The sequence below is a fragment of the Hyphomonas sp. L-53-1-40 genome (assembly GCF_000682775.1).
GTDB lineage: Bacteria > Pseudomonadota > Alphaproteobacteria > Caulobacterales > Hyphomonadaceae > Hyphomonas.
Genome location: NZ_AWFI01000001.1, coordinates 70,443 through 94,109 on the forward strand (window position 1 = coordinate 70,443; position 23,667 = coordinate 94,109).

20 protein-coding genes are annotated in these 23,667 nt (G+C 58.7%); 9 read left to right on the forward strand and 11 right to left on the reverse strand.

What is annotated here, in order from left to right; translation table 11 throughout:
- Both pbpC and msrA read left to right on the forward strand, forming a co-directional pair.
- Positions 1-2,058: a penicillin-binding protein 1C gene (pbpC, locus tag L53_RS00315; protein ID WP_034810513.1), complete on the forward strand. Its 2,058-nt coding sequence runs from the start codon at positions 1-3 to the stop codon at positions 2,056-2,058.
- Positions 2,059-2,231: 173 nt separating this feature from the next.
- On the forward strand, positions 2,232-2,882 hold the full coding sequence (gene msrA / locus L53_RS00320) for a peptide-methionine (S)-S-oxide reductase MsrA (protein ID WP_034810514.1): 651 nt from the start codon (positions 2,232-2,234) through the stop codon (positions 2,880-2,882).
- Here the strand turns inward: msrA and L53_RS17230 are convergent.
- On the reverse strand, positions 2,876-4,597 hold the full coding sequence (locus L53_RS17230; protein WP_034810515.1) for a glycosyltransferase family 39 protein: 1,722 nt from the start codon (positions 4,595-4,597) through the stop codon (positions 2,876-2,878). The genes msrA and L53_RS17230 overlap by 7 nt on opposite strands.
- 263 nt (positions 4,598-4,860) lie before the next feature.
- Here L53_RS17230 and L53_RS00330 point away from each other — a divergent pair, with 263 nt between their 5' ends.
- From L53_RS00330 to aguB, 3 genes are all read left to right on the forward strand, one after another.
- Positions 4,861-7,932, forward strand: a complete 3,072-nt coding sequence (locus L53_RS00330; RefSeq protein ID WP_034810516.1) for a TonB-dependent receptor — start codon at positions 4,861-4,863, stop codon at positions 7,930-7,932.
- Positions 7,933-8,024: 92 nt separating this feature from the next.
- Positions 8,025-9,008 carry an agmatine deiminase family protein gene (locus tag L53_RS00335; RefSeq protein ID WP_051607545.1) on the forward strand — a complete coding sequence of 328 codons (984 nt, stop codon included), beginning with the start codon at positions 8,025-8,027 and terminating at the stop codon, positions 9,006-9,008.
- A gap of 16 nt (positions 9,009-9,024) precedes the next feature.
- Positions 9,025-9,867: an N-carbamoylputrescine amidase gene (aguB, locus tag L53_RS00340; RefSeq protein WP_034810517.1), complete on the forward strand. Its 843-nt coding sequence runs from the start codon at positions 9,025-9,027 to the stop codon at positions 9,865-9,867.
- Here the strand turns inward: aguB and L53_RS00345 are convergent.
- The gene (locus tag L53_RS00345; protein WP_034810518.1) at positions 9,864-10,415 is read right to left on the reverse strand and encodes an EF-hand domain-containing protein; all 552 of its coding nucleotides are present in this window, start codon (positions 10,413-10,415) and stop codon (positions 9,864-9,866) included. The two genes, aguB and L53_RS00345, sit on opposite strands and share 4 nt — an antisense overlap.
- Positions 10,416-10,614: 199 nt before the next feature.
- Between L53_RS00345 and L53_RS00350 the strand changes: the two genes are divergently transcribed.
- Together L53_RS00350 and yghU are read left to right on the forward strand one after the other, a co-directional pair.
- Positions 10,615-13,065, forward strand: a complete 2,451-nt coding sequence (locus tag L53_RS00350) for a PAS domain-containing sensor histidine kinase (protein WP_034810519.1) — start codon at positions 10,615-10,617, stop codon at positions 13,063-13,065.
- A 104-nt stretch (positions 13,066-13,169) separates the two neighbouring features.
- The gene (gene yghU, locus L53_RS00355; RefSeq protein WP_034810520.1) at positions 13,170-14,048 is read left to right on the forward strand and encodes a glutathione-dependent disulfide-bond oxidoreductase; all 879 of its coding nucleotides are present in this window, start codon (positions 13,170-13,172) and stop codon (positions 14,046-14,048) included.
- Between the two features lie 12 nt (positions 14,049-14,060).
- Here the strand turns inward: yghU and L53_RS00360 are convergent, their stop codons facing one another.
- A complete protein-coding gene (locus L53_RS00360; protein WP_034810521.1) occupies positions 14,061-14,780 on the reverse strand; it encodes a methyltransferase domain-containing protein in 720 nt (239 codons plus the stop codon).
- A gap of 91 nt (positions 14,781-14,871) precedes the next feature.
- Complete coding sequence (locus L53_RS00365) at positions 14,872-15,843, reverse strand: oxidoreductase (RefSeq protein ID WP_034810522.1); 972 nt, start codon at positions 15,841-15,843, stop codon at positions 14,872-14,874.
- A 154-nt stretch (positions 15,844-15,997) separates the two neighbouring features.
- On the opposite strand from L53_RS00365, the gene L53_RS16050 reads away from it, so the two are divergent.
- Positions 15,998-16,597 carry a tetratricopeptide repeat protein gene (locus tag L53_RS16050; protein ID WP_051607409.1) on the forward strand — a complete coding sequence of 200 codons (600 nt, stop codon included), beginning with the start codon at positions 15,998-16,000 and terminating at the stop codon, positions 16,595-16,597.
- Here L53_RS16050 and L53_RS00375 read toward each other — a convergent pair.
- Positions 16,591-17,106 (reverse strand): polymer-forming cytoskeletal protein, encoded by a 516-nt coding sequence (locus tag L53_RS00375; RefSeq protein WP_034810523.1) that lies wholly within the window; start codon positions 17,104-17,106, stop codon positions 16,591-16,593. The two genes, L53_RS16050 and L53_RS00375, sit on opposite strands and share 7 nt — an antisense overlap.
- Positions 17,107-17,300: 194 nt before the next feature.
- On the opposite strand from L53_RS00375, the gene L53_RS00380 reads away from it, so the two are divergent.
- The gene (locus L53_RS00380; protein ID WP_051607410.1) at positions 17,301-17,975 is read left to right on the forward strand and encodes a GH25 family lysozyme; all 675 of its coding nucleotides are present in this window, start codon (positions 17,301-17,303) and stop codon (positions 17,973-17,975) included.
- 8 nt (positions 17,976-17,983) lie between these two features.
- Here L53_RS00380 and L53_RS00385 read toward each other — a convergent pair whose 3' ends face one another.
- From L53_RS00385 to L53_RS00410, 6 genes are read right to left on the reverse strand one after another with little or no spacing between them, the layout of a single operon-like run.
- Complete coding sequence (locus tag L53_RS00385) at positions 17,984-18,700, reverse strand: endonuclease/exonuclease/phosphatase family protein (protein WP_034810524.1); 717 nt, start codon at positions 18,698-18,700, stop codon at positions 17,984-17,986.
- A gap of 5 nt (positions 18,701-18,705) precedes the next feature.
- Positions 18,706-19,725, reverse strand: coding sequence for a ketol-acid reductoisomerase (ilvC, locus tag L53_RS00390; protein WP_034810525.1), 1,020 nt, complete (start codon positions 19,723-19,725; stop codon positions 18,706-18,708).
- 53 nt (positions 19,726-19,778) lie between these two features.
- On the reverse strand, positions 19,779-20,432 hold the full coding sequence (locus L53_RS00395; protein WP_034810526.1) for a hypothetical protein: 654 nt from the start codon (positions 20,430-20,432) through the stop codon (positions 19,779-19,781).
- Positions 20,429-21,001, reverse strand: a complete 573-nt coding sequence (ilvN, locus tag L53_RS00400; protein WP_051607411.1) for an acetolactate synthase small subunit — start codon at positions 20,999-21,001, stop codon at positions 20,429-20,431. The genes L53_RS00395 and ilvN overlap by 4 nt, the downstream gene beginning before the upstream one ends.
- The gene (locus tag L53_RS16055; RefSeq protein ID WP_156947765.1) at positions 20,998-21,696 is read right to left on the reverse strand and encodes a hypothetical protein; all 699 of its coding nucleotides are present in this window, start codon (positions 21,694-21,696) and stop codon (positions 20,998-21,000) included. The genes ilvN and L53_RS16055 overlap by 4 nt, the downstream gene beginning before the upstream one ends.
- A 38-nt stretch (positions 21,697-21,734) precedes the next feature.
- Positions 21,735-23,513 carry an acetolactate synthase 3 large subunit gene (locus L53_RS00410; RefSeq protein ID WP_051607413.1) on the reverse strand — a complete coding sequence of 593 codons (1,779 nt, stop codon included), beginning with the start codon at positions 23,511-23,513 and terminating at the stop codon, positions 21,735-21,737.
- Positions 23,514-23,667 lie beyond the last annotated feature (154 nt).

Consider the following 23,667-nt stretch of genomic DNA (forward strand, 5'->3'; position numbering starts at 1 on the left):
ATGCTGACGCCTCGGCGTATCGTCATCGGGATAGCCGCAGTGTTTGCTGCGGTTGTCCTGATGGACTGGGTACTGCCGCCGCCAATTGACCGCGCGGGAGAAATCTCAGCGCTGGTGACCGACCGGGAGGGCAAGCCCCTGAGGGCCTTCCCGACCAAAGACGGGCGGTGGCGGTTCCGCGGGGATCTCGACAAGATCGATCCAGAGTTCATCGAGGCGCTGCTTCGGATCGAAGACAAACGTTTCTATAGCCATCGCGGGACAGATTGGATGGGGCTCGGCCGGGCTGTGGCAGATTCGGCACGCGCTGGGCGGATCGTGTCCGGTGGTTCCACGATCACGATGCAGACTGCGCGCCTGCTGGAACCACGGGACCGCAATGTAGGGTCCAAGCTGATCGAGATCGCGCGCGCTTGGCAGATCGAACGTCGCTTGTCGAAAGATGAGATTCTCGAACTCTACCTCACGCTAACGCCCTACGGCGGCAACCTGGAAGGCGTGCGGGCAGCGAGCTGGAGTTATTTCGGGCACGAGGCTGACCGCTTGTCCGCTGACGAGATCGCACTGCTGATTGCCCTGCCGCAATCGCCCGAAGTGCGCCGCCCGGACCGTCGGCCACACCAGGCGCAAAAGGCGCGCGACTGGGTCGCAACCAAGCTCGGTTGGTATGGTGTTTTCAGCGAGGCTGATGTGGAGGAAGTAGCGACATCGCCGGTCCCGGCGCGACGGCGTGATTTTCCGATGCGTGCCTGGCACGGCACAGAGAAAGCGCTGGCGAGCGGGCCGCGCGAGGATGTGCGCACCACGCTGGATGCTGGTCTTCAGGCTGAACTCGAATCCATGGCCTTGCGCAAGGCTGAGGCTGAAGGTCCTGACGTTCAGGTCTCGGCCATTGTGGTTCACATTCCGACACGTGGTGTGCGTGCTCTCGTCGGATCTGCCTCGCGCGACCGGGCAGGGGGCTGGCTTGACCTGACCGCGCAAGCCCGCTCACCGGGCTCCACCTTGAAACCGTTCATTTACGCCATGGCGTTCGATGACGGGCAGGCCGCGCCGGATACGCGCATTTCCGATCTGCCCAAACGGTTTGCGTCCTACCAGCCGGAAAACTTCGACCGGATGTTTCGCGGTGATGTGCGGGTTTCGGATGCTTTGCAGCATTCGCTCAATGTGCCGGCGGTACTTATGCTGGATCGGGTCGGACCGGAGCGGTTTGCGGCGCAGCTCGCGCTGGCGGGCGCGCGACCACGTATTGGCGGCGGCGCAAATCATGATGCCGGCCTTGCCCTCGCACTGGGTGGTGCGGGCCTGACAGCGCGCGAACTGGCCATCCTCTATGCTGCTCTGGGCGATGAGGGTGTAGCCAAGCCTCTGGTCTGGCGCGCCAGTCAAGAAGCTGCAAGTTATGAACGGATGGGACGGCGGCTGGTCAGCGCCGAGAGTGCGTCAGATATCGTCCGTATCCTGCAAAATGGACCCATGCCGGAGGGGCGTATGCCAGGGCGCCTGACTGCTGGCGCGCCACAAGTTGCGTTCAAGACCGGCACATCGTACGGCTTCCGCGATAGCTGGGCAGCCGCAGTTTCCGGCGAACATGCCATTGTCGTCTGGGTTGGCAGGGCCGATGGCGCGCCGCGACCTGGCAAGACTGGCCGGGTGACCGCATTGCCCTTCCTGTTCGAGGTTGCTGATCGAACTGCCCATCATTTACGGGATAAAGGTAAAGCTCGCACACGCCTTACCACGCAGCGCAAAATTGAAACACGTGGCGCGCTACATGACTTTTCGCCCGAAGCGCCACCCGAAATCATGTTTCCACCCGCGAGCGCGGAATTGTGGGCCGGCAGTGTTGATGGCAAGTCGGCCCGGCCCTTTGTGTTGGCTGGACGAGGGGAAGGGCGCGTCTCGTGGTATATTGATGGAAAGCCCAGTCAGATCGATGATGCCGGTGCACCGGTCTGGCAGCCGACGCAAGCGGGATTCTACACGATTACGGCCGTCGATCAGAGCGGGCGGTCCAGCCGGGTCAGGGTCCGTGTGCTGATGGGGCCATCCTGACGCACTTCCTGCCATGCCAGTCAGCCCCATTGCTGACGCAGTTTGGCAACACGCAGGCAACACATTTATGTTAAGACTGACTTTCTGGCCTTCACGGCGGACGGGAGACCGCCATATGACGGACAGAACGCAGCGTGTGTTTGCTGCGACTGTATAGAGTATCGGGAACTGCCATGCGAATGCCATCTGCCCCCACTTTCACCATCGCCGCTGGCTTGGCCGCCATGGCGCTTGCGTTCTTCTCGAATGCGGGCGCGCAGGACCAAACCGTGGCAGAAACTGCCCCCAAGCGGCTGTCTTCGGCCATTTTTGCGGGCGGGTGTTTCTGGTGCGTTGAGTCTGATTTCGACAAGGTTGATGGCGTGATCGACACCGTGTCCGGCTATACGGGCGGTGAAATCGCCAATCCGACTTACAAGCAGGTCTCCAAGGAGAACACCGGCCACTACGAAGCCGTAAAGGTTACCTACGATCCGGATCTGGTCAGCTACGACACTTTGGTAGAGTATTTTTTCCGGCACGTAGACCCCACCGATCCATATGGGCAGTTCTGCGACAAGGGCGACAGTTATCGTACCGCGATCTTCGTCAACACTGATGACGAGCGCGCGGTGGCTGAAGCCGAGATTGCCGAGATTGAGACGTCAGGTGTGCTAAAGGACCCGGTCGTGACACGGGTGGTTCAGGCCGAAACATTCTGGCCCGCTGAAGAGTATCATCAGAATTATTACAAGAAGAACCCGCTCAAATATCGCTACTATCGCGCTTCATGCGGCCGGGATGGCCGGGTCGAAGATCTTTGGGGCGAGTCAGTCGGTCATTGATCGGTTGGTGATGGGCAGGGCTCAGGGTTGAATTCCACCTGTCCATCAAAACGTTCCTCCCATTCGGGCGTCCGATCATGACGGTCATACCCGGTACCCAGATAAAGCTGGAATTCCCGCACGATCGGGCATCCATTGCTACGGGTTCCAAGCGGAATTGAGATCACGCCCACATGGTCGAAGGACTGGAAGTCGCTTCGCAGTTTTGGACGCATGCCGGGATGTAGCGACGCGATGAGTACGCGATCGGCCAAACTGCCCTCAAGTGGCCGGGCCTCTGAAAAACTCTTCGGTCCGGCATAGCGGCGCCATGAAACCATCGGCGTGGTGCGCTCGCGTGCGTAATAGTCCAGGCCGTGCCAGGCTTCTCGCTCATCCACGAGCACTGAGGTTGCGCCAAGTGCATCGGCGCGCGCAAACAATTGCTCAGCGGCGCTATCCCAGCCACGAGTGCGTTTGAGGGCGTTGTCGAAACCAAGCGAGGTCGACAGGGAGGCGGGCAGTAGCGCGAGGGTCAGCAGGGCCAGCATCAGAGCAGCGTGCAGAGACAAACTGGTCCAGAGCAGGCCGGACGGGGAATGCCGCACAAAATGGCCGTAACCCAGAATGGCTGCTGCGACTATGGCACCAATCATCAGGCGCGTGGCGAGCGATACATCCGGCGCGAGCAGGAAAGCGACGAAGCTGACCGCTGCAATGATGTACCAAAGATTCCGATTTGGCTTTGCCCGGGCGAGCCATGAGGCCACCAGCACGCTCGCAGCCGGATAGGCCGTCGCAGCCCAATTGGCATTGGCGCGCGACAGGACCGCTTGTGCCATGATGATCAGCAAGACCGGCAAGATAAAGCAGAGCAGCCAGCGGTCCCGGCCCATGATGCCATCATCCTCGCTACGCATGACGAAGATGCCGAAGATGAGCGCAAGGAAACTGATTGGCCCGAACACGCCGAGCTGATCGACCAGGAAGGTGAGGGCGTTCTCAGGATTGATGAGGTCGCCACCAAGATTGGCATTGTCGACCGTATGGCTCACCGTCTTGAAATCATTCGCGGCATTCCAGGCGAGGTGCGGCGCAAAGATCGCTGCTGCCACGGCCAAGGCTGTAAGGCCTTTCCAACTCAGCAAGGCACGACGACTCTGTACGTCGATCAACAGGACCAGCACGATGCCGATCGCGAAATAGAGCATTGCGTATTTCGACAGGAAGCCGAGCCCGACCGCGACGCCGAGACCCAGCGCGCTGACCCATGCGCCTTGCCCGCTGCGCAACCGCCACAGAGCCCAAAGGGCGGCGCACCAGAAAGGGATGAGCACGCCATCTGTAGAGATCACGACAGAAGACAATATGACAGCCGGCATCAGTGCATAGCCAAGGCTGGCAAACATGCCGACACGTGCACCATACATGTCTCGCGCGAGGAAATAGATGAAGGTGGCACCGGCCGTGTGCAGGAAGGCCGCGGGAAGCCGTACAGCCCATTCTGCATCACCCAATACAGCTGTCACAGCATGGATGACCCACGCAATCATGGGAGGCTTGGAATAATAGCCCCATTCCAGCGTATCGCCCCATCGCCAGTACTGCGCTTCATCTGCATATAGGTTCAGAGGCGAAATGCCTGTGAATACAACCCTCAGTACAAGCAGCATTGCCAGCGCGGTGAATGTGATGGTCTGCCAGCGGCCATGCGATTCGGATTCCTCGACGGTCATGGGGTGTTATTCCTTCTCAACTTGAGACTTATGCCGCCCCACCGAGGCAGAATATACCCTGAACCGCACGCAATCTGCGCATGTCCGCCTCCAAACCGTGTCTTTTTTGCATCGCAACATATCGATCCACCGCGATCGCGGCCTTATGTGCTGAACCTTCAAGATCTTGTCACTAATCTGTCATCCGGTGTCGTTATCCGACCCGCAGTACCGGCGACCCGCAAGGGGCGGTTGTCGGCGCATCACCGACTAGGGGAATAGTCATGACAAATTGGACCACTTTCGGGCGTGGGGCAGCAGTATCTGCCATTGCGCTGAGCATGGCCGGCGTCGCTATGGCGCAGGTTACAACTTCAGCCGTCCGCGGCGCAGTGACCGATGATGACGGCCAGGCCGTATCCGGTGCGCTGGTTACCATCACCGATCCTTCCACAGGGCTGACACGGACTGCGACGACCAACCAGACCGGTCTGTACAGCATCCGCAACCTGCCTGTTTCAAGCGGCTATGTCGTTACGGTGACTTCGTCAGAGTTCCAGGGCCAGTTCATCGAAGATGTGGGCCTGAACCTCGGCGATGCGACCCAGGTCGACTTCACGCTCACCAATGATGGTGAAGCGCGTCAGGAAACGATCGTTGTTACGGCTTCCGTCTCCGATCTCGCACCGACTGCTGCGGGTCCTTCGGCGACCTTCGGCCTGGAGACGCTGCAGAGGGCCCCGGCCATCAACCGCAACATCACGGATGTCCTGCGCCTCGACCCACGCATCTATGTTGACGAATCCCGTGGTGATATCAACGCAGTCCAGTGTGGCGGTAAGAACTCCCGCTTCAACTCGCTGACCGTTGACGGCATTCGCATGAATGACAATTTCGGCCTGAATTCGAATGGTTACCCAACTGAGCGCATCCCATTTTCTTATGATGCCATTGAGCAGGTTGCGGTCGAACTGGCTCCCTTCGATGTGCAGTATGGTGGCTTCTCCGCCTGTAACATCAACGCGGTCACGAAATCCGGTACAAATGAATTCCACGGCTACCTCTTCGGCGACTACACAAATGACGGCCTGCGCGCCGACAGCCTCGAAGGCGACGACATCACGACGGGTGAGTACGACGAAACTCGCTACGGCTTCGGCGTCGGTGGTCCGATCATCAAGGACAAGCTGTTCTTCTTCGCGGCCTACGAGAAACTTGACGGCGTGAACCTGTTTGACCGCGGCGCGATCGGCTCCGGCGCTGTCAACGAAGTGAACATCACTCAGGCGGAAGTCGACGAGATCCGCAACATCGCCATGGAACTCTATGGCTATGATCCGGGCACGATCCCGAGCAGCGCTGATAACTCCGACGAGAAGATCCTGGTCAAGCTCGACTGGAACATCAGCAACGATCACCGCGCATCCTTCACCTATAACTGGAATGATGGTTTCAACATCGCCCAGTCGGACGGTGACTCCGATGAGCTGGAATTCTCCAACCACCTCTATGAGCGTGGCGCGGAACTGACGTCCTATGCCGGTTCGCTTTATTCTGACTGGACGGACAATTTCTCCACTGAAGTCCGTCTTGCCTATTCCGAACTGGACAATCGTCAGATTTCTGTCGGCGGTACCGATTTCGGTGAGATCACGATCGAGACCGACGATGTTGATGTCTATCTCGGTGGCGACGATTCCCGCCAGGCAAACAAGCTGTACTACGAGACCCTCAGCCTCGCGCTGAAAGGTTACTACACGACGGGCAACCACAATTTCAGCTTCGGCTACGAGCGTGAAGCCCTCGACGTGTTCAACATGTTCGTCCAGCACGTCGAAACCGAAATCGACTTCGATGGCAATCCGTCCTCTGGCGGAGCATTCGACGATGCGATTGAGAACTTCCGTCTCGGCATCGCCGACAACGTGAACTACAACAACTCCCCAACAGGCGATCCGAATAATGCGGCTGCTGACTGGGGATATGAGATCAACACGCTGTACGCCCAGGACGAAATCGACTTCGGCAACGGTATCGTGGTGATCGGTGGCCTGCGCTACGACTGGTACACGACCGACGACGCACCTGAAACCAATGCAGACTTCCTGGCTGACTATGGCTTCACGAATGGTGAGACCCTGGATGGTGAAGGCCTGCTTCAGCCACGTCTCGGCTTCGAGTGGGACTTCTCCGACAATCTCGACTTGCGCGGTGGTGTCGGCCTCTACTCCGGTGGCAACCCGAACGTGTGGCTGTCCAACACCTACTCAGCAAACAACGTGCTGCAGTTCGGTTCGGACGGTGGTGCATTCGGTCTTGAAAATGGCGTGACATCGCTCTTCGACATTGACTACGGTCTTTGTGAAGACGGCGTGCCGACTGGACCAGGCTACTGTGTGCCACAAGACATGATCGACGCTGTCGCAGCTGGCGAAGGCTCGAACTTCGAGATCAACTACCTTGATCCGAACTTCGAAATTCCATCTGAGCTGAAATTTGCTTTCGGCGGTACATACTATGCTGACGCGCCTGGGCTCGGCGGCGAGTATGTCCTCTCGGGCGACATTCTGTACACCGTTGCTCAAGATAGCGCTGTCTGGATCCGCGGTGATCTCGAGCAGACTGGTACAACCACAGTCGACGGTCGCGAATACCCGACCTACAGCAGCGTTCGTGAGGCAGCCTTCGTGCTGACCAATGCGAAAGAAGATGCCAAGTCTCTGCTGGTTTCCGGCTCGATCTCGAAGTCCTATGACTTCGGTCTCGACTGGGCCCTGGGCTACGCCTACACGGACGCAGAAGATGTTCACCCGATGACGTCTTCGGTGGCCTTCTCGAACTATGTCAGCCGGGCATTTGGCGATCCACAGGATGTCAGCGCCGCAACGTCTGACTACAACACCAAGCACCGCTTCACGGCACTTACCAATTATGAACGCGCTTTCTTCGGCGACAACATGACCACGTTCTCGGCTTTCGGCCAGGCTGTGTCGGGTCGTCCATACAGCGTGGTGTACGGTGGTGACGCGAACGGTATCAGTGGCTTCAACCCTTACCTCGAAGGCAACCCGTACCTGGCTGCTGGTGCAGAGCGTAACGGCGAAGAAGGTTCCTGGTGGGGCAAGGTCGACATCAAGCTTGAGCAGGAATTCCCTGGCTTCCTTGATCACAAGGCTTCCGGCTTCATTGTTGTCGACAACTTCACAAATCTGCTGAACGACGAGTGGGGCGTACTGCGTGAGCCTGGCTTCCCGGCGGTTTGTACGGTTGACGACTTCCAGACTGGTGATTGTGAATCTCGTCAGGGCGACGCGTCGCGCTACGAAATTCGCTTCGGCCTGCGCTACGAGTTCTAGTCACTCGGAACTCCGAAACTCAAAATCGGGAAGGGTGGCTCTGAGAAGAGCCGCCCTTTTCCTTTGGAACAAGGTGTGGCATGGCGCGCTCAATGTCTGACATGAAACCCCGTCTCCTGCCCGAATGGACCCCTCATGCTGCTCTCTGGGTTGGCTGGCCGCGTCTTCTTGAAGAGTGGGGCGGCGACCTTGAAGGTCCACGCAAAGATATTTCCGGCTTCATCCGCGCCGCATCGGACTATGTGCCGATCCGGGTCGCGGTAGGGTCCGATGAAGCCGAGGCAGCGGCGGTTGAAGCCGTGGGTGATTGCGCTGAGGTCTGCCGAATTCCGACCGGTGACATCTGGATGCGCGACACCGGGCCAATCATTACAGGGACGGGGGATACGCGCTGCGCGCAGGCTTTTCGCTTCAATGGCTGGGGCGGAAAATACCTGATGCCGGGCGACACGGAAACGGCGATAGCAATTGCGCAGCATGAAGGCATTCCGGTGTCGCAGCACGAAATGGTTCTGGAGGGCGGGGGCATTGATGCGGACGGCACTGGCCGCCTGTTGACAACCGGACAGTGCCTGCTGAATCCAAACCGAAATCCGGGTATGGATCAGGCCACGATCGAGATGGCGATTGCAGAGGCGCTCGGCGTACTGGAATTCATTTGGCTCGGCGACGGCTTGCTCAATGACCATACAGATGGCCATGTCGATAATATCGCCCGTTTCATCGCGCCGGGACATGCAATCTGCCAGCACCCATCGGGCGCAGACGACCCGAATGCTGATACGTTGCAGGAGATTGAAACAGCGCTCCGCAGGGCTGGGCTCGAGGTTACCACCATTCCCTCGCCTGGGCTTGTGAAAGACGAGGATGGAAATCCGATTCCGGCAAGCCATATGAATTTCACGATCACGAACGGCGTGGTCCTCGTGCCCGTTTACGAAGATCGGTACAGCCTTGTGGCGCTGGCTGAACTGAGCGCTCTGTTCGAAGGTCGCAAGGTGATCGGCCTGCCGGCACGCAATATTCTCAATGGCGGAGGCAGTTTCCACTGCATGACCCGCGAAATTCCAGCTTGATCTCCAGGAGCGAGCCATGCCCCGTACCCTAACGCTTGCCTGCATCCAGTTTACGCCATCAGACGATGTGCAGGACAATATCCACCGCGTGGCGGAGCGCGTGCGCGAAGCCGCAGAGCAGGGTGCCGACGTTGTGCTGCCGCCGGAACTCTTCACGGGGTATTATTTCTGCAAGACACAGGAAGAAGAGCATTTCGCGCGCGCCTATCCCTGGCGCGAGCATCCGGCTGTCGAGCAGCTATCGGCGCTGGCCGAGGAACTTGGCGTCGTCATTCCCGTCTCAATCTATGAGAAGGATGGCCCGCTCTATTACAATTCCCTGGTCATGATCGACGCGGATGGGTCGCCTCTAGGCGTATATCGCAAGAGCCACATTCCGGACGGGCCAGGCTATCAGGAAAAATACTATTTCCGCCCCGGCGATACCGGGTTTCGCGTATGGGACACAATGAAAGGCCGGATTGGCGTTGGCATCTGCTGGGACCAATGGTTCCCGGAAGCTGCGCGCGCCATGGCGCTAATGGGCGCGGATGCGTTGCTATATCCGACAGCGATTGGCGCTGAGCCGCAGGATGCGGGCCTCGATACGGCCGCCCGCTGGCGCCGCGCGATGCAGGGTCATGCCGTCTCGAACACCATCCCGGTCGTCGCGGCAAACCGGGTGGGCGATGAGGAAGGGCAGGTCTTTTACGGAACCAGCTTCATCGCGGACCCAACCGGCGAGATCGTGATTGATTTCGGACGTACCGAACAGGGCGTGCTGGTCGCAGAATTCGATCTGGACGAAATTGAACGCGAACGGGCGGCCTGGGGTTTTTTCCGGGATCGGCGGACCGACCTCTACGATATTCTCACCTAATTTCGGCGAAGCGGCGGATCATTGCGGACGAAGCGGGTCTCTTCCCGCTTTTCCGGCTTGGGCGCTTTCAGGTCGGCGACATGAATGATGCCGGATTCCGAGGCGTAGTCTGCGGCGAGGCTGGTGAGAACCGTGTCAAATTCGTCGAAACTGGCGCGCCGATCCAGATTGGGGTCGAAGCGGGCCGGATTTCCCAGCGTGTCATCGCGGGTTGGCTGGCTTTCCGCCCATGAGAGCTGTTCGAGCGGGTTGAGATAGCCGTCCTTATTGGAATCGGCCTCAAGGAATGCGGCCTCAATGCCCGTGGCGAGCTCTTCCGGCGTGACATTGCCGTCGAGGTTGGCATCGAAACTGACAATCAATCCACCTCCTGCCACCAGGCGTTCTGGGACATGTCCATTCGCTTTGGCACCGCGTCTTGTCGGGCCGGGATAAGACTGTCCCGGCAGGCGCACAAGATCGTCGCCCTCATCTTCGGCACCAGCAGATGCAGGTGCACCAAGGCAAACGAGTGCCGCAGCGGAAAGGGCAAGGGCCAGATTGCGCATGAAGAGACTCCCAAGAGGTTCGAGGGATCAGACTATGTCGGTGTGGCGTTTTTGCAACATGACGTTTCAGTTATCTTGTCTGGACATCGGTCTGGGATTAGCGTCTCGTTAACGCCGCCTTAACGCAAAGGGAGCAATCCGTTAACCAGTTGCGGCCGCCGACCGGTGGTCGATTCGTGCGATTTGGATTGAAGACACTATGGCAATCACGGCGGACCAGGTCCCTATCATCATGTCTGCTGGTGCGACCGCGCTGGGCCTCGCCGCCTTGCTATGGGCGCTGCGCGTGTCTGATGGGGCACGTGGCGCGGCGCGAAAATACAAAGACCGGTCATCCGATCTCGAGACTCTTCTGGCAGAGCACCGCTCAATCCTTGGCGCTCACCCGGGCGTAATCCTTGTCTGGCAGGGTGAAGCGCTTGAGCCCGACAGTGAAGAAATGACCCCGCCGGAGCTTTACGGTTCGCCGGTGGCATTGGCCGGCTTGCTCAGCTTCACCGATGATGCGATTTCGCCCGATCCGGCGGTGCGCATCATCGAAGGCCTTGCCGACCTCGAAGCGCGTGACAGTTCCGGACAGGACACGACGCTGCGGATTCGCATGCGCGAGCTGCGCGATACCGGACAGGCCTTCTCGCTCACCATCATCGGGCCGTCTGGCCGCTTCCTCGAAGCGGACGGGCGGACGGCTGGCGCCCGGGCTGTCGTCTGGGTCACCGACACGACCATCAAGGGATTGGAAGAAAGCTCCGCCCGCGGCAAGCTGGAAGAGGCGCGGCAGGTCATCGCGCGCGATCCCACTGCCTTCCTCGACATGTTGGGCAAGGCGCCGTTCCCGGCGTGGCGCGTATCCGGCATGGGCAAGCTGCAGTGGGTGAACCCGTCTTACATTGAGGCTGTCGATGGGGTGAACCTCGACCGCGTGCTGGATCGCCAGATCATGCTGGACCAAGCTTCAGCTGATCAGGCCCGCAAGACTATTTCTGAAGGCGCCGATATCGACGATACGCGTCATATGGTCGTGAATGGAGAGCGGCGCGCGATGCGTGTGCTGACTTTCCCGCTGTCCGGCGGGGCAGGGGCTATGGCCTTCGACGTGACCGCGCAGGAGAATGCGCGCGAGGAACTGAACCGCCATGTTCGCGCGCATGACGAGACGCTGAACCATGTTGCAGATGCTGTCGCCATCTTCGGGGCGGATCGCAAACTGACCTTCTACAACAAGGCCTTCCGCGACATGTGGGATCTCGATGAGAGCTTCCTGCTGGACCGCCCGAACCACGGGCAGTTGCTGGACCGCCTGCGCGAACGCCGCAAGTTGCCGGCCCGTACAAATTACGCCGAATGGCGCGCTGAGGAGCTGTCCTACTACCTCGATATTGATGGGGTAAAGGAAGATACATGGTCACTGCCGGATGACCGGACTCTGTCCGTTACACGCCAGCGCCACCCGATGGGCGGCCTGTTGCTGTTGTTCAAGGACATCACTGGCGAACTGAACCTTCAGACCAAGTTCAATGCGATTGTGAAGACGCAGGCGTCCACGCTCGACAATCTGCACGAGGCAGTTGTCGTGTTCGGCGGCGACGGGCGGCTGAAACTGTTCAACAAGGCTTTTGAACGTCTCTGGTCTCTGGACCATGACGAGTTGAAAGACCATCCGGACTATAGCGATGTGATCGAGGACTGCGTTCCGCTGTTCCATGACCTGGATGTCTGGGACGCGATCAAGGGCCATATTACGGACCCGTCCGCGCGCGCGCGCCAGTCCACCACAGGAGAGATGCGCAGGTCTGATGGATCAATCCTGACATATCTGACCCATCCGTTGCCGGATGGAAACACACTGATCGCCTTTGCGGATGTGACGGCCACACGCAGGGTTGAGTCCGCGCTGAGAGATCGCGCTGAAGCATTTGAGGCTGCTGACCGCCTGAAAACCGAGTTCGTACGTAATGTGTCCTACCAGTTGCGGTCTCCGCTCACGGTCATCTTTGGCTATGCTGAACTGCTGGAGACAAAGCGCAATGGCGATCTGACCGAGCGCCAGACAGACTATGTCAGCGCGATCCTGTCAGCTTCTGACCACCTGTCGAAACTGATCGAGAACATTCTCGATCTCGCCATGATCGAAGCAGGCCGAATGGATCTCGATCTAAAGGATGTGGATCTCAGTCATGTCATCGAGGAAAGCATCGACATGGTCGTGTCCAAGGCAGAGGACACGCAGATTTCCGTTCGCGCCGACATCAAGGGCAAGCTTGGAGTCATTCGCGCGGATGAGCGCCGTATCCGGCAGGTCCTGTTCAACCTTATTTCCAATTCGCTGCGCTTTACGGAATCCGGTGGTGAGATCGTCGTCTCGTCCCAGCGCGTAGGCGACATGGTGACCCTGTCTGTGCGAGACAATGGCCGCGGGCTTGCAGCCGACAAACGGGCCACCAGCTTTGACAGCTTCGTTTCGGGCGACCAGCGCGGGGCCGGCCTCGGTCTTGCGCTCGTGAAGCATTTCATCGATCTGCATGGCGGAACGGTCGGTATGAAACCGGTCGATGGCGGCGGTCTGGAAGTGACCTGCTGGCTGCCGGTGAAGGTCACGAAAGTTGTGCAGAACCAGGAAATGTTGCTGACCGAAAGCCTGCCAGCCTGATTATCTGAGGGCCTGTTTAGGACGTCTCACAAACAAGTTTACTGACTTTCTGCGCGCCATGCCTACATGTTGGTTTGACGAAACCAAGCAAGAGGGCACGCAACATGGCTGACGATACCTATATCCCACCGAAGGTCTGGAAGTGGGATGCTGAGAGCGGCGGGCGTTTCGCCAGCATCAACCGGCCGATTTCCGGCGCGACCCATGACAAGGATTTGCAGGTTGGGAAACATCCGCTGCAACTCTACTCTCTGGGCACACCGAACGGCGTCAAAGTTACTGTAATGCTCGAAGAACTGCTCGCGGCGGGCCATTCCGGTGCTGAGTATGATGCCTGGCTGGTCAACATCATGGAGGGCGACCAGTTTTCCAGCGGATTTGTTTCCGCCAACCCGAACTCCAAGATCCCGGCTCTGATGGACCATTCGACCAATCCGCCCACCCGCGTGTTCGAATCCGGATCGATCCTACTGTACCTGTCAGAGAAGTTTGACGCATTCCTGCCCAAAGACGCCCGCAAGCGTACGGAAGCGCTTTCCTGGCTGTTTTGGCAGATGGGATCGGCGCCTTATCTCGGCGGCGGCTTTGGACATTTTTACGCCTACGCGCCGATCAAGATCGAATACGCGATCGACCGGTTTGCGATGGAGGTGAAGCGGGAACTGGACGTGCTGGACAAGCGGCTCGCCGACAATGAATTCATGGCGGGTGACGAGTACTCGATTGCAGACATGGCAATCTGGCCCTGGTACGGCGCGCTTGCGTCCGGCGTCGTTTACGACGCGGGTGAATTCCTGCAGGTCCATGAGTACGAAAATGTCCAGCGCTGGACCAAGCAGATCGCCGAGCGTCCGGCAGTCAAGCGTGGCCGCATGGTGAACCGCACTTTTGGCAAGCCAGAAACCCAACTGCGCGAACGCCACGATGCCAGCGATTTTGATACCCGGACCCAAGACAAGCTGGATCCCGAAGGCTCCAGCTGATCCTGTCTTCGGTCAGGATTTCTCGAATTTGAGAATGTAACGATCCGTCTGTCTCCGGATAGACGGATCGAATACGTTCAGTGTGCCATCGTCGTTTGGGTTCGCGAGTAGGTCACTCTCCTCAACAAGGATGAGGCCGACATCGCCCATCATATCCATCAAGGTGTCTTGCGCCAGCCGATGCGTCACGCCGCCAGTTGTTGCAGGCGCACCGTCAGGCGCGCGGTGATCGATCACGACAAAATGCCCACCGGGTTTCAGGACGCGTGCGATTTCGGAAAACGCGACTTCCGGATCTCCGAGTGCGCCCGGCTCCGCGCCTTCCGGCGTGTACCAGAGCTCATGTGGACCGAGAAACCAGGTCACGAGATCCACCTCCATATCGCCAATGGGTTCGAAATCATCGAACGAGGTCTGGATGTGAGTCACATTGATCAGCCGGCCATCCATGCGTTTCTCGACCGCATCGCCGAGAAAGGTTTCAAACTCTGGCGGGTTCTGAAGGTAGACTTTTCCCTCTTCGCCCACGACCAGTGAGAAGAGTTCGGTATAGATGCCGCCGCCAGCTTCCATATCCAGTACGGTCATGCCCGGCATAACTCCGGTGAATGCGAGGATCTGCCGCGAATTGCGAAGTTCATATTGCTCGAAATCCGCTTCCGGGCGACCATCGTGCACGAAGACGGAATCGTAATCGAAGGCAGGGGCCGCTGTTTCCTGCGCTGTTGGCATGCTCCCGGGTATCGGAGCAGCACATGCGGCCAGGCTCAAGCAAGCAGCTGCGAAACGTAGTGAATGTCTCATTGGAGTGTCCTCTGTCCGCTCAGGCCTTGCTGAGCATGGTCTCGCTGATGTCCCAAAGCCGCTCGGCTTTTTCGTCATCACAGATCCAGGGTCGGGCATGCTCCCAGCGTTGACTCTCTTCGGTTGCAAGCTTGGCAATATCGCAGTCTTCGCAATAAACGCCGCCCTTGTCAGCAAGGGCAGGGGCAGTAGCGGCCCAAACGCTGGTGGATGCGCCCTGTTCTGGCGTCTTGAACATGGCCTGGACTTGAGGCGGGATTGTTCCGTCGGGGTTTTTCCAACCGAGTTCCGCCATTTCCTCATCAGTGAGGTGGCGTTGCAGAGGCGTGAAAATACCCCCCGGATGCACCGAGAAGGCCCGCACACCAATATCCTTGCCGCGATGGTCCACGCCGAGAGCAAACAGGGCGCACGCTGATTTGGACTGGCCGTAGGCTTCCCATTTGTCATAGGGATGGGATTCGTAATTGGGATCGTCCCAGATCACGTCGGAGCGCACATGCGCTGTTGATGAAAGGGCGACCAAGCGCGCGCCGTCCGCGCGTTCAAGAGCGGGGGCGAGCGCGAGGCTCATCGCCATGTGCGCGAGATGGTTCACGCCCAACTGGCGTTCCCAGCCGGGCCCAACCCGCGTTTCAGGGCAGGCCATGACACCCGCATTGTTGATAAGGATATCAAGTGCGCGGCCCGTGTCCTCAAAATCAGCGGTGAATTTTCGTACACTGGCGAGGTCTTCCAGATCCATCGCCGCAATCTCGATATCGCCGGGAATGTCAGCGAGCGCGGCCTCGGCGGCGTCGACACGTCGTGCAGGCACGGTCACGCGCGCGCCTGCACCCACCAAGGCGCGAACGGTCTCCAGACCAATTCCTGAATAGCCGCCGGTGACGATTGCATTGCGTCCGGTCAGGTCGATACCATCGATGACTTCCCGTGCCGTCGACTTCGCGTGAAAGCCTGATCCGATCGGCGTCTGGTCTGTTGCGGCCATGTGTTTCCCCTCTGGTCGTATGGTTTCTTATGCTGAGCCAGCCGGTGCAACGGCAAGCGATCATGCGTGATGTTACCAATCTGTAAGCAGCGGTTTACATGGACGCACTCCGTATCGCCACTTATATCCCGAATATAACCAAGGGAGAAATTGCATGCGTATTCTTGCCGCCGCGATATCTGTTGTCGCCATGTCAGTCGCTGTTCTTCCTGCTGCTGCACAGTATGGTCAGGTTGAGCGGACCCAAGCGGAAATTGCGCTCGAGGAAGCTACGGCTAACCTTGAGACCAATCGCGTCACACGCACCGAAGCCAGTCAGGCCTGTGACACCAGGGATTATCAAGCCTGCTTCGAGCTGGCCGATATGTATCGCAAGGGGCTTGGCGGCGACCAGGATTACAAGAGCGCTGCGGACAATTATCGCAAGGCGTGCGATGGAAAAGTCGCAGAGGCCTGTTCAGGACTTGCCTATCTGACTGTTCAAGGGCGCGGCATGGATGCCGATACCGCTCGGGCGCGCCAGCTTTATGATAAAGCGTGTGATTATGGCGACGTGAGCGGATGTGCAGCCTATGGCAACATGATCTATACCGGCCAAGGTGGTTCCAAGAACGTCGCGGAAGGCACGCGCCTTCTCCAGGAATCCTGCGATAAGGCGTATGAGTGGGCCTGCGAACGCCTGTCGACGCTGGGGGCCTATCAGCCCGATGACTCGACTTGGGAGCGTCTTGAAGACGTCAGGCGCCGCTACTGATTTTCGCTCAAGGTCGACAGTTTGCGCGCAAGGCTTGAGCCTGGCAGCGGGCTGGCGGGTCGGTTAGGGTCGATAGCGGGGGTCTCGGAAACTGTATCAGCAGTGATATGCTCAGGTGTGTCCACAGCCTCATGCGTCGGTATGGGACCGTCGGTTGCGACGTTGAGGTCAGCGGTCATCAGCGACCCTGCGTCAACCCGGATGCTGCGGGTGAACACCTTTCCGGTGACAACAGCTTCATTCCATATCTCGAGGCTCTCATGAGCAGTCACATTGCCCGTCAGCTTGCCATGTACGACGATGATTGCCGCCTCCAGCGATCCTTCGATATGACCGGTCGCTTCGATCAATACCAGCCCGTCCGATTTGACTGGGCCTTTCATATGGCCTGCTACGGTAAGCGGGCCAGAGAAATTGAAGCTGCCTTCCAGCGCGCATTCCGTGCCGATGAAGCTGCCCTGACCTGAGCGGCCCTTGCCGGCAGCATTGTCCGTTTCGAATTTGGCCATCGCCCGTACTTTCCCATGTTCTGACCTGGTGCGCCTGTTGTCGGCGTTGGGGTTTTCATCCGGGCCAGAGAATTGATTTCATTGCTCTTATAGCGCGCAATTGGCCGCGCGCACAGTTCCAAGCAGAGATTACCTTGCAAGATACGGGCAAGTTTTCCTCGCCATAAGGCCATATTCCCGTGTTGAAACAGTTCATGAGCCTGTTTCGGTCCGTTTCATTTACCTTGATGCTGGTTGCAGCGGCGTGTTCACAATCGTCTGAACCGGTTGCAGGCGGTGTTATCCCGTTGCAATCCGGTTTCACCGGCATTGACCTGTCGCACCATAATGGTCGCATCCGCTGGGACGAGTTCGAGGCCGCACCCGTCGATTTTCTTTACCTCAAGGCTACCGAAGGTCGGGACTGGAAAGATCCACGTTTCCTGGAAAACTGGCGCGAAGCGACAACGCGCGGCTGGATGGTCGGCGCTTATCATTTTTACCGACTCTGCCGGCCGGGAGCCGAGCAGGCTCAGAATTTCATTCAGTCGGTGGAAGTGCGGGCAGGGGCGCTGCCGCCCGCAGTTGATCTGGAATATGCGCACAATTGCGAGCCGCGCGGCAGCACGACTGAGACTTTGGGAGAATTGGACACATTCCTGACGGCGCTAGAGGCCGAATATGGCGTGCGGCCGGTGATCTACACGACGCCAGAGTTTCACACCGACTGGCTGGCCGGCAATTATGATGACTATCCGCTCTGGTTGCGCGGCCTTGGCGAGACGATGCCGCGGACCATCAACGGCCGCGTACCGGACATCTGGCAATACACGATGTCAGGCCGCGTACCGGGAATTGACGGCCGGGTGGACATGAACCGGGTTCCTTGAGCAAAGAGTCAGATGACTTCGATATCGGCAAGCACATCAAAATGGTCCGATCGAGGGCGCTGTCGCTCAGGGTCAATGGCACTCAACGATTTGACAGTTTTTGGGGTCAGGGTGGCTGAGATGGCGATATGATCGATCGTGGCCGCATTCTCTGGTTGTAATGTATTGGATGTGACAATGTTAAGCCCGTCGAACGCGTCCGTTAGCAGGTCGAAGCTCTCTATTGGGCCCCAACACCTCGGCACGCGTCGATTGAAATCACCGGCCACGATAAGCGGCGCATGCGTATGCTGTAGCTCGTGAAGCAGCGGCGCGAGCTCTTTCAGGAAAAGTTTATGTTGAGCCCAAGGAACAACTTTTCCATCCGCTTTCACGGTCGGGCACATGTGCCAAGGAATGCATATGCACAGGCAATAGACAGCGTGGCCGTCGGAGGTCGTCTTTCCAAAAATAGCGCCGCCAGTTGACTGAACATTCTGGGGTAGCGGAATCAATTCCCATGCTGAGCTACTCCATAGTAGCACCAATCGTTCGGATTCGGACTTGTGACCGGCGCCATAACCCGGATGGTCAAGCGTGAACCCGCCCAACTGATTGAGCGAGTGGTGGTGGCCTTCCGTCAGGAAGACAAGGTCCGGATCAAGGGATTGAATCTCGGAAACAAGAGACGCGGCCTGCCATGTGTGCGGACCGCGTCTCTCGATATTCCAGTTTACAACTCGCATTCGGCCTAGTTGCGGGATTTGTCGACCAGGCGATCGTTCTGGGCCCAGTGCATCATGCCGCGAAGTTTCTCGCCGACTTCTTCGATTTCGTGGCTGTTCATGCGCTGGCGCATGGCGTTGAAGCCCGGTGCGCCGGCCTGGTTTTCGAGGACCCAGTTGCGGGCAAACGTGCCGTTCTGGATGTCTTCGAGAACCTTTTTCATGTTGGCCTTGGCTTCGGAATTGATCACGCGCGGGCCGGAGACGTATTCGCCATATTCGGCCGTGTTGGAGATCGAGTAGTTCATGTTGGCGATGCCGCCTTCATAAATAAGGTCAACGATCAGTTTGGTCTCGTGAAGGCATTCGAAATAGGCCATTTCCGGCGCGTAGCCAGCCTCGACCAGGGTTTCATAGCCAGCCTTGATCAACTCGACGATGCCGCCACAGAGTACAGCCTGTTCGCCGAAGAGGTCTGTTTCGGTTTCTTCGCGGAATGAGGTCTCGATGACACCAGCGCGCGTATTGCCGATGGCCTTGGAATAGGACAGGGCAACATCCTGCGCGGTGCCGGTCGCGTCCTGATGGATTGCGATCAGACCCGGCAAGCCGAAGCCCATCTGGTACTGGGCGCGCAGCGTGTGGCCGGGGCCTTTCGGGGCGGAGAGTGAGACATCAACATCGGGGCGTGGACGGATGAGGTTGTAGTGCACGTTGAAGCCGTGGCCGAACATGACATGCTGGCCAGCGCGCAGATGCGGTTCGATCTCGTTTGCATAGAGCACGGCCTGCTTTTCGTCCGGGATAAGGATCATCAGCACGTCGGCCCACTGGGCGGCCTCGGCTGGCGTGACCACTTCAAGGCCCTCGGCTTCTGCTTTGGCGCGGCTGGCCGACCCCTCATAGAGGCCAACCTTCAACTGCTTCACGCCGCTGTCGCGCATGTTCAGAACGTGGGCGTGGCCCTGGCTGCCATAGCCGATCACGGCGACTTTCTTGCTCTGGATGAGGGAAAGGTCTGCATCCTGTTCGTAATAGATTTTCATGGGCCTCTACTTGCTCCGCTGGAGGATTGATTGTTGGGGTAAGGGTCTTCAGATCAGTTGGACTTGCACACCCAGCCATCTGAAAAATTGGCGACGCCGATAACGCTACGGTTCAATTCGGCAATTATGTCTGTGGCCTCCGAATGGCGCGAAAACTGTTTCAGGCCATTGGTGGTTTCAATTGAGGTGATGATGTCGTGCGACGCCAGCAGCAGCTCATAGCTGCGCGATCCGTCGGCATTGACCACCATTTTTTCCCGCGCGCCATAGGCGGGCAGTCCTGCATCGCTGGTGGTCAGGAGAGACAAGGCGACCTTGCTTGCGACGGGGGCAGGCAGTTGGGTCTGCAGGCGACAGAGCGGAATATGTGTGTTGGTGTCGGAATCGACCGGTACCGTTCGCGCATCCAGCATCATTGTGCCGTCCGCATCAACGATATCGTAGACATAAGCGGCCCCGCTGGGCGCTGCGGTGTCCACGATGCGCAGGATGGGGTCATTGGAGGAATCAAACGTTGCATCGGCCCGGTCGGCAATCAGGGCCGCACGGTCGATATCGCATTGCAGCTGAGCCTGATCGGCATCATCTGCAAGCGCCAGGGCCGAGCCGGCCACTTTCGGGCGGCAGCTTTCGGGCTGTTCTTCTATGGCGTGCGCATTGCTAGCGAGAAAAAGGACGCCGAGCGCAATCAGACTGGTGCGTGTCATCCCTTCTCCTTTCCCCTCTTGATCGACAGAACACCTGTCCGGCTTACCTCAACCAAGCCGAGCGGTCGCATCAGATCCACAAACTGGGTGATCTTTTCAGAGGCGCCTGTCAGCTCGAAAATGAAGCTCTCATTTGTCGTGTCTATCACATTCGCGCGGAAAATCTGAGATATGCGCAGCGCTTCAACACGGGCTTCGCCTTTGCCGGCGACCTTGATCAATGCCAGTTCGCGCTCGATGCCGCGCTTGGACTTGGTGATGTCGATCACCTGTTCCACGGGCACGATGCGCAAGAGCTGGGCTTCGATCTGCTCCAGAATATGCGGTGTGCCCTGGGTCACGATGGTGATCCGCGAGCGGCGCTCATTCACGTCGACCTCGGCCACGGTCAGGCTGTCGATATTGTAACCCCGGCCAGAGAACAGTCCCACAACTCGGGCCAGAACGCCCGGCTCGTTATCGACCATGACGGCCAGTGTGCGGCGTTCAACGGCCTCGTCCTCATGAGACAGGAAATAGGCCGATTTCGGATTGCCAGCGGGGGGCGTAGCTGTTGATCCATCGCTCATGGCTGTGTCTCCGGTTTCGAGGTGTCACGATTCCAGAAGTCGATGGAGAGGTCGGGACGGCGAGTCAATAGCTCGTCCCGCAACGCTCCAGACCGGCTGATCGCGTCGTCCTGGTGTTTCTGCTTTTGTTTGGTGTAGCGGCCCAATAGCTGGTCCATGCGCCGTGGATCGAGATGGGCTTGCAGTTCGGAGACCAGCAATTTGCGGCAAGCATCGATGAAAGCCGCGCTATCCTCGCTTGTTGGGCCGCCTTCGCGGGTCAGGGCCTGAACCTCTTCATGGGCCCAGACGAGGCTATCCAGGATCGGTGCGCGGAAGCCTTGATAGGCGCCATCCTTGTTGAGGCCGTGACGGTCAGGCGCAAGGTTTGGAAAGAACATCCGCCCACGGTCAATCAGGGTCGACAGGTTCGTCAGGCTGTCTGCGCGCGCCTCCTGGAAGGCGCGGTCGGAGTCCATCACGTGGCGGTTGCGCGCCAGCATGGCAGCAGAGGCCAGCGTTTCGATGGCGGTATTGCCCCAGTCGAGGCTGGCGCTGTCGATGCTCTGGCGCAGCTGTTCGGTGCGCAGCTGGTGTTGTTTGCGGGTTTCGGCGCGGCTTGCGAGCGCGCCAAGTACAGCCGCAATGGCGGAGACCACGGTCACGATCGTGCCGATATTCTCCATTCCCCACTGCCACAGTTCACTCGCAGCCATCACATACGTCCTATCAAGCTCCCGCCGGGTCTGGTCCGTCAGACCAGTCCCTTACCAGCTTCGCCGATCTCATCACCCTTGATTTCGCCAAGGATCATCTCGTTGTGCGCTGAACCCGACGGTATCATAGGCAGGCAGTTCTCGGCCTTTTCGACACGGCAATCGAACAAAACCGGCCCGGGATGGTCAATCATCTCGCGGATCTTGTCGTCCAGCTCCGCTGGATTGTCACAACGGATACCATGTCCGCCCATCGCTTCGGCAAGTTTCACGAAGTCGGGCAGGGTTTCCGAATAAGAGTGTGAATAACGCTCGCCATGCAGCAATTCCTGCCACTGGCGCACCATACCCATCCATTCATTGTTGAGGATGAAGACTTTGACCGGCAGCCTGTGTTGAACGGCGGTGGAGAGTTCCTGCGTCATCATCTGGATCGACGCTTCGCCCGCAATGTCGATCACGAGGGCGTCCGGATGCGCTGCCTGAACGCCCACTGCGGCGGGCAGACCATAGCCCATCGTGCCGAGGCCGCCGGAGGTCATCCACCGGTTCGGCTCGTCGAAATGATAGAATTGCGCCGCCCACATCTGGTGCTGGCCTACTTCGGTCGTGATGTAGGTCTCGCGATCACGGGTCAGCTCATACAGACGCTCAACGGCATGTTGGGGTTTGATGACCGAGTCGGAGTTTGCGTAGGTGAAGCATTTCCGGGCGCGCCAGATGTCGATTTCCTGACGCCAGGGTTTCAGGTCCGGCTTCTTCGCCTTGCGGGATTTGAACTCTTTCAGGATTGCGGCCAGCGCCTCTGCGCAGTCGGCAATCACGGGGATGTCGACCCGGACGATCTTGTTCACAGAGGAAGGATCGATGTCGATATGCACCTTCTTGGAGTTGGGTGAGAAGGCGTCGATACGGCCGGTCACCCGGTCATCGAAGCGCGCGCCCACGCAGATCATCAGGTCGCAATCGTGCATCGCATTATTGGCTTCGAAGCTGCCATGCATGCCGACCATGCCTAGCCAGTCCGGATGGGAGGCGGGGAAGGCGCCAAGCCCCATCAGGGTAGAGGTCACCGGATACCCCGTGACGTTCTGAAGCTCGCGCAGCAGGTCGGACGCCTTCGGACCGGAATTGATGATACCGCCGCCAGTGTAGAAGACTGGCCGCCGCGCGTGCATCATCAGATCCACTGTGGCCGAAATCGCATCCGGGTGCGGCTTGGTGGTGGGGTGATAGCTCGGTTTGTGAACGCCCTCCTTGCCGACATAGGTGCCGGTGGCGAACTGGATGTCCTTTGGAATGTCGACCACGACCGGGCCGGGCCGACCGGATTTGGCGATCAGGAAGGCTTCGTGAAGCGTGCGTGCGAGCTGGTTCACATCGGTAACCAGGTAATTGTGCTTGGCACAGGTGCGGGTGATGCCGGTTGTGTCGCATTCCTGGAACGCGTCGGTGCCGATCAGGTGTGTCGGAACCTGTCCGGTCAGGACCACCATCGGAATGGAATCCATCATCGCGTCTGCAATCGGGGTGACCATATTGGTCGCGCCGGGGCCGGAGGTGACGAGGCAGACGCCGGGTTTGCCTGTTGTGCGGGCATAGCCCTCGGCCGCGTGGCCAGCGCCTTGCTCGTGCCGCACCAGAATGTGGCGAATGCCATCGGAATTGTAGAGCGCATCATAGATCGGAAGAACCGCCCCACCCGGATAGCCGAACATGACTTCCACGCCCTGTTCCTTAAGCGCCGTGATGACGATTTCGGCGCCTGTCATGGTCAAGGTTTCAGCTGCGGGCTTGGTCTTGGTATCGGTTGTCATGGGGAGATCTCTGATGGAACTGAGTTTGGACTGTATCGGAAAAGAAAAAGGGCTCCAATGGAGCCCCGTTTTGTGCGCGCATCCGCAACTGGCTACTTAAAGCCAGCTACGGATGCTTAATAACGAGTACCACGTATTTGCGCACGGTGCGTTT

Bases quoted from the DNA above. Each gene is read 5' to 3' on its own strand.
- ilvC (WP_034810525.1), bottom strand. From the start codon at position 19,725: ATGAAAATCTATTACGAACAGGATGCAGACCTTTCCCTCATCCAGAGC.
- L53_RS00365 (WP_034810522.1), bottom strand. From the start codon at position 15,843: ATGGCCGCAACAGACCAGACGCCGATCGGATCAGGCTTTCACGCGAAG.
- L53_RS17230 (WP_034810515.1), bottom strand. From the start codon at position 4,597: ATGACCGTCGAGGAATCCGAATCGCATGGCCGCTGGCAGACCATCACA.
- L53_RS00385 (WP_034810524.1), bottom strand. From the start codon at position 18,700: ATGCGAGTTGTAAACTGGAATATCGAGAGACGCGGTCCGCACACATGG.
- aguB (WP_034810517.1), top strand. From the start codon at position 9,025: ATGCCCCGTACCCTAACGCTTGCCTGCATCCAGTTTACGCCATCAGAC.
- L53_RS00345 (WP_034810518.1), bottom strand. From the start codon at position 10,415: ATGCGCAATCTGGCCCTTGCCCTTTCCGCTGCGGCACTCGTTTGCCTT.
- L53_RS00360 (WP_034810521.1), bottom strand. From the start codon at position 14,780: ATGCCAACAGCGCAGGAAACAGCGGCCCCTGCCTTCGATTACGATTCC.
- L53_RS00350 (WP_034810519.1), top strand. From the start codon at position 10,615: ATGGCAATCACGGCGGACCAGGTCCCTATCATCATGTCTGCTGGTGCG.
- L53_RS00335 (WP_051607545.1), top strand. From the start codon at position 8,025: ATGTCTGACATGAAACCCCGTCTCCTGCCCGAATGGACCCCTCATGCT.
- L53_RS00395 (WP_034810526.1), bottom strand. From the start codon at position 20,432: ATGACACGCACCAGTCTGATTGCGCTCGGCGTCCTTTTTCTCGCTAGC.
- L53_RS16050 (WP_051607409.1), top strand. From the start codon at position 15,998: ATGCGTATTCTTGCCGCCGCGATATCTGTTGTCGCCATGTCAGTCGCT.
- pbpC (WP_034810513.1), top strand. From the start codon at position 1: ATGCTGACGCCTCGGCGTATCGTCATCGGGATAGCCGCAGTGTTTGCT.
- L53_RS16055 (WP_156947765.1), bottom strand. From the start codon at position 21,696: ATGGCTGCGAGTGAACTGTGGCAGTGGGGAATGGAGAATATCGGCACG.
- L53_RS00330 (WP_034810516.1), top strand. From the start codon at position 4,861: ATGACAAATTGGACCACTTTCGGGCGTGGGGCAGCAGTATCTGCCATT.
- L53_RS00410 (WP_051607413.1), bottom strand. From the start codon at position 23,513: ATGACAACCGATACCAAGACCAAGCCCGCAGCTGAAACCTTGACCATG.
- L53_RS00380 (WP_051607410.1), top strand. From the start codon at position 17,301: ATGAGCCTGTTTCGGTCCGTTTCATTTACCTTGATGCTGGTTGCAGCG.
- L53_RS00375 (WP_034810523.1), bottom strand. From the start codon at position 17,106: ATGGCCAAATTCGAAACGGACAATGCTGCCGGCAAGGGCCGCTCAGGT.
- yghU (WP_034810520.1), top strand. From the start codon at position 13,170: ATGGCTGACGATACCTATATCCCACCGAAGGTCTGGAAGTGGGATGCT.
- ilvN (WP_051607411.1), bottom strand. From the start codon at position 21,001: ATGAGCGATGGATCAACAGCTACGCCCCCCGCTGGCAATCCGAAATCG.
- msrA (WP_034810514.1), top strand. From the start codon at position 2,232: ATGCGAATGCCATCTGCCCCCACTTTCACCATCGCCGCTGGCTTGGCC.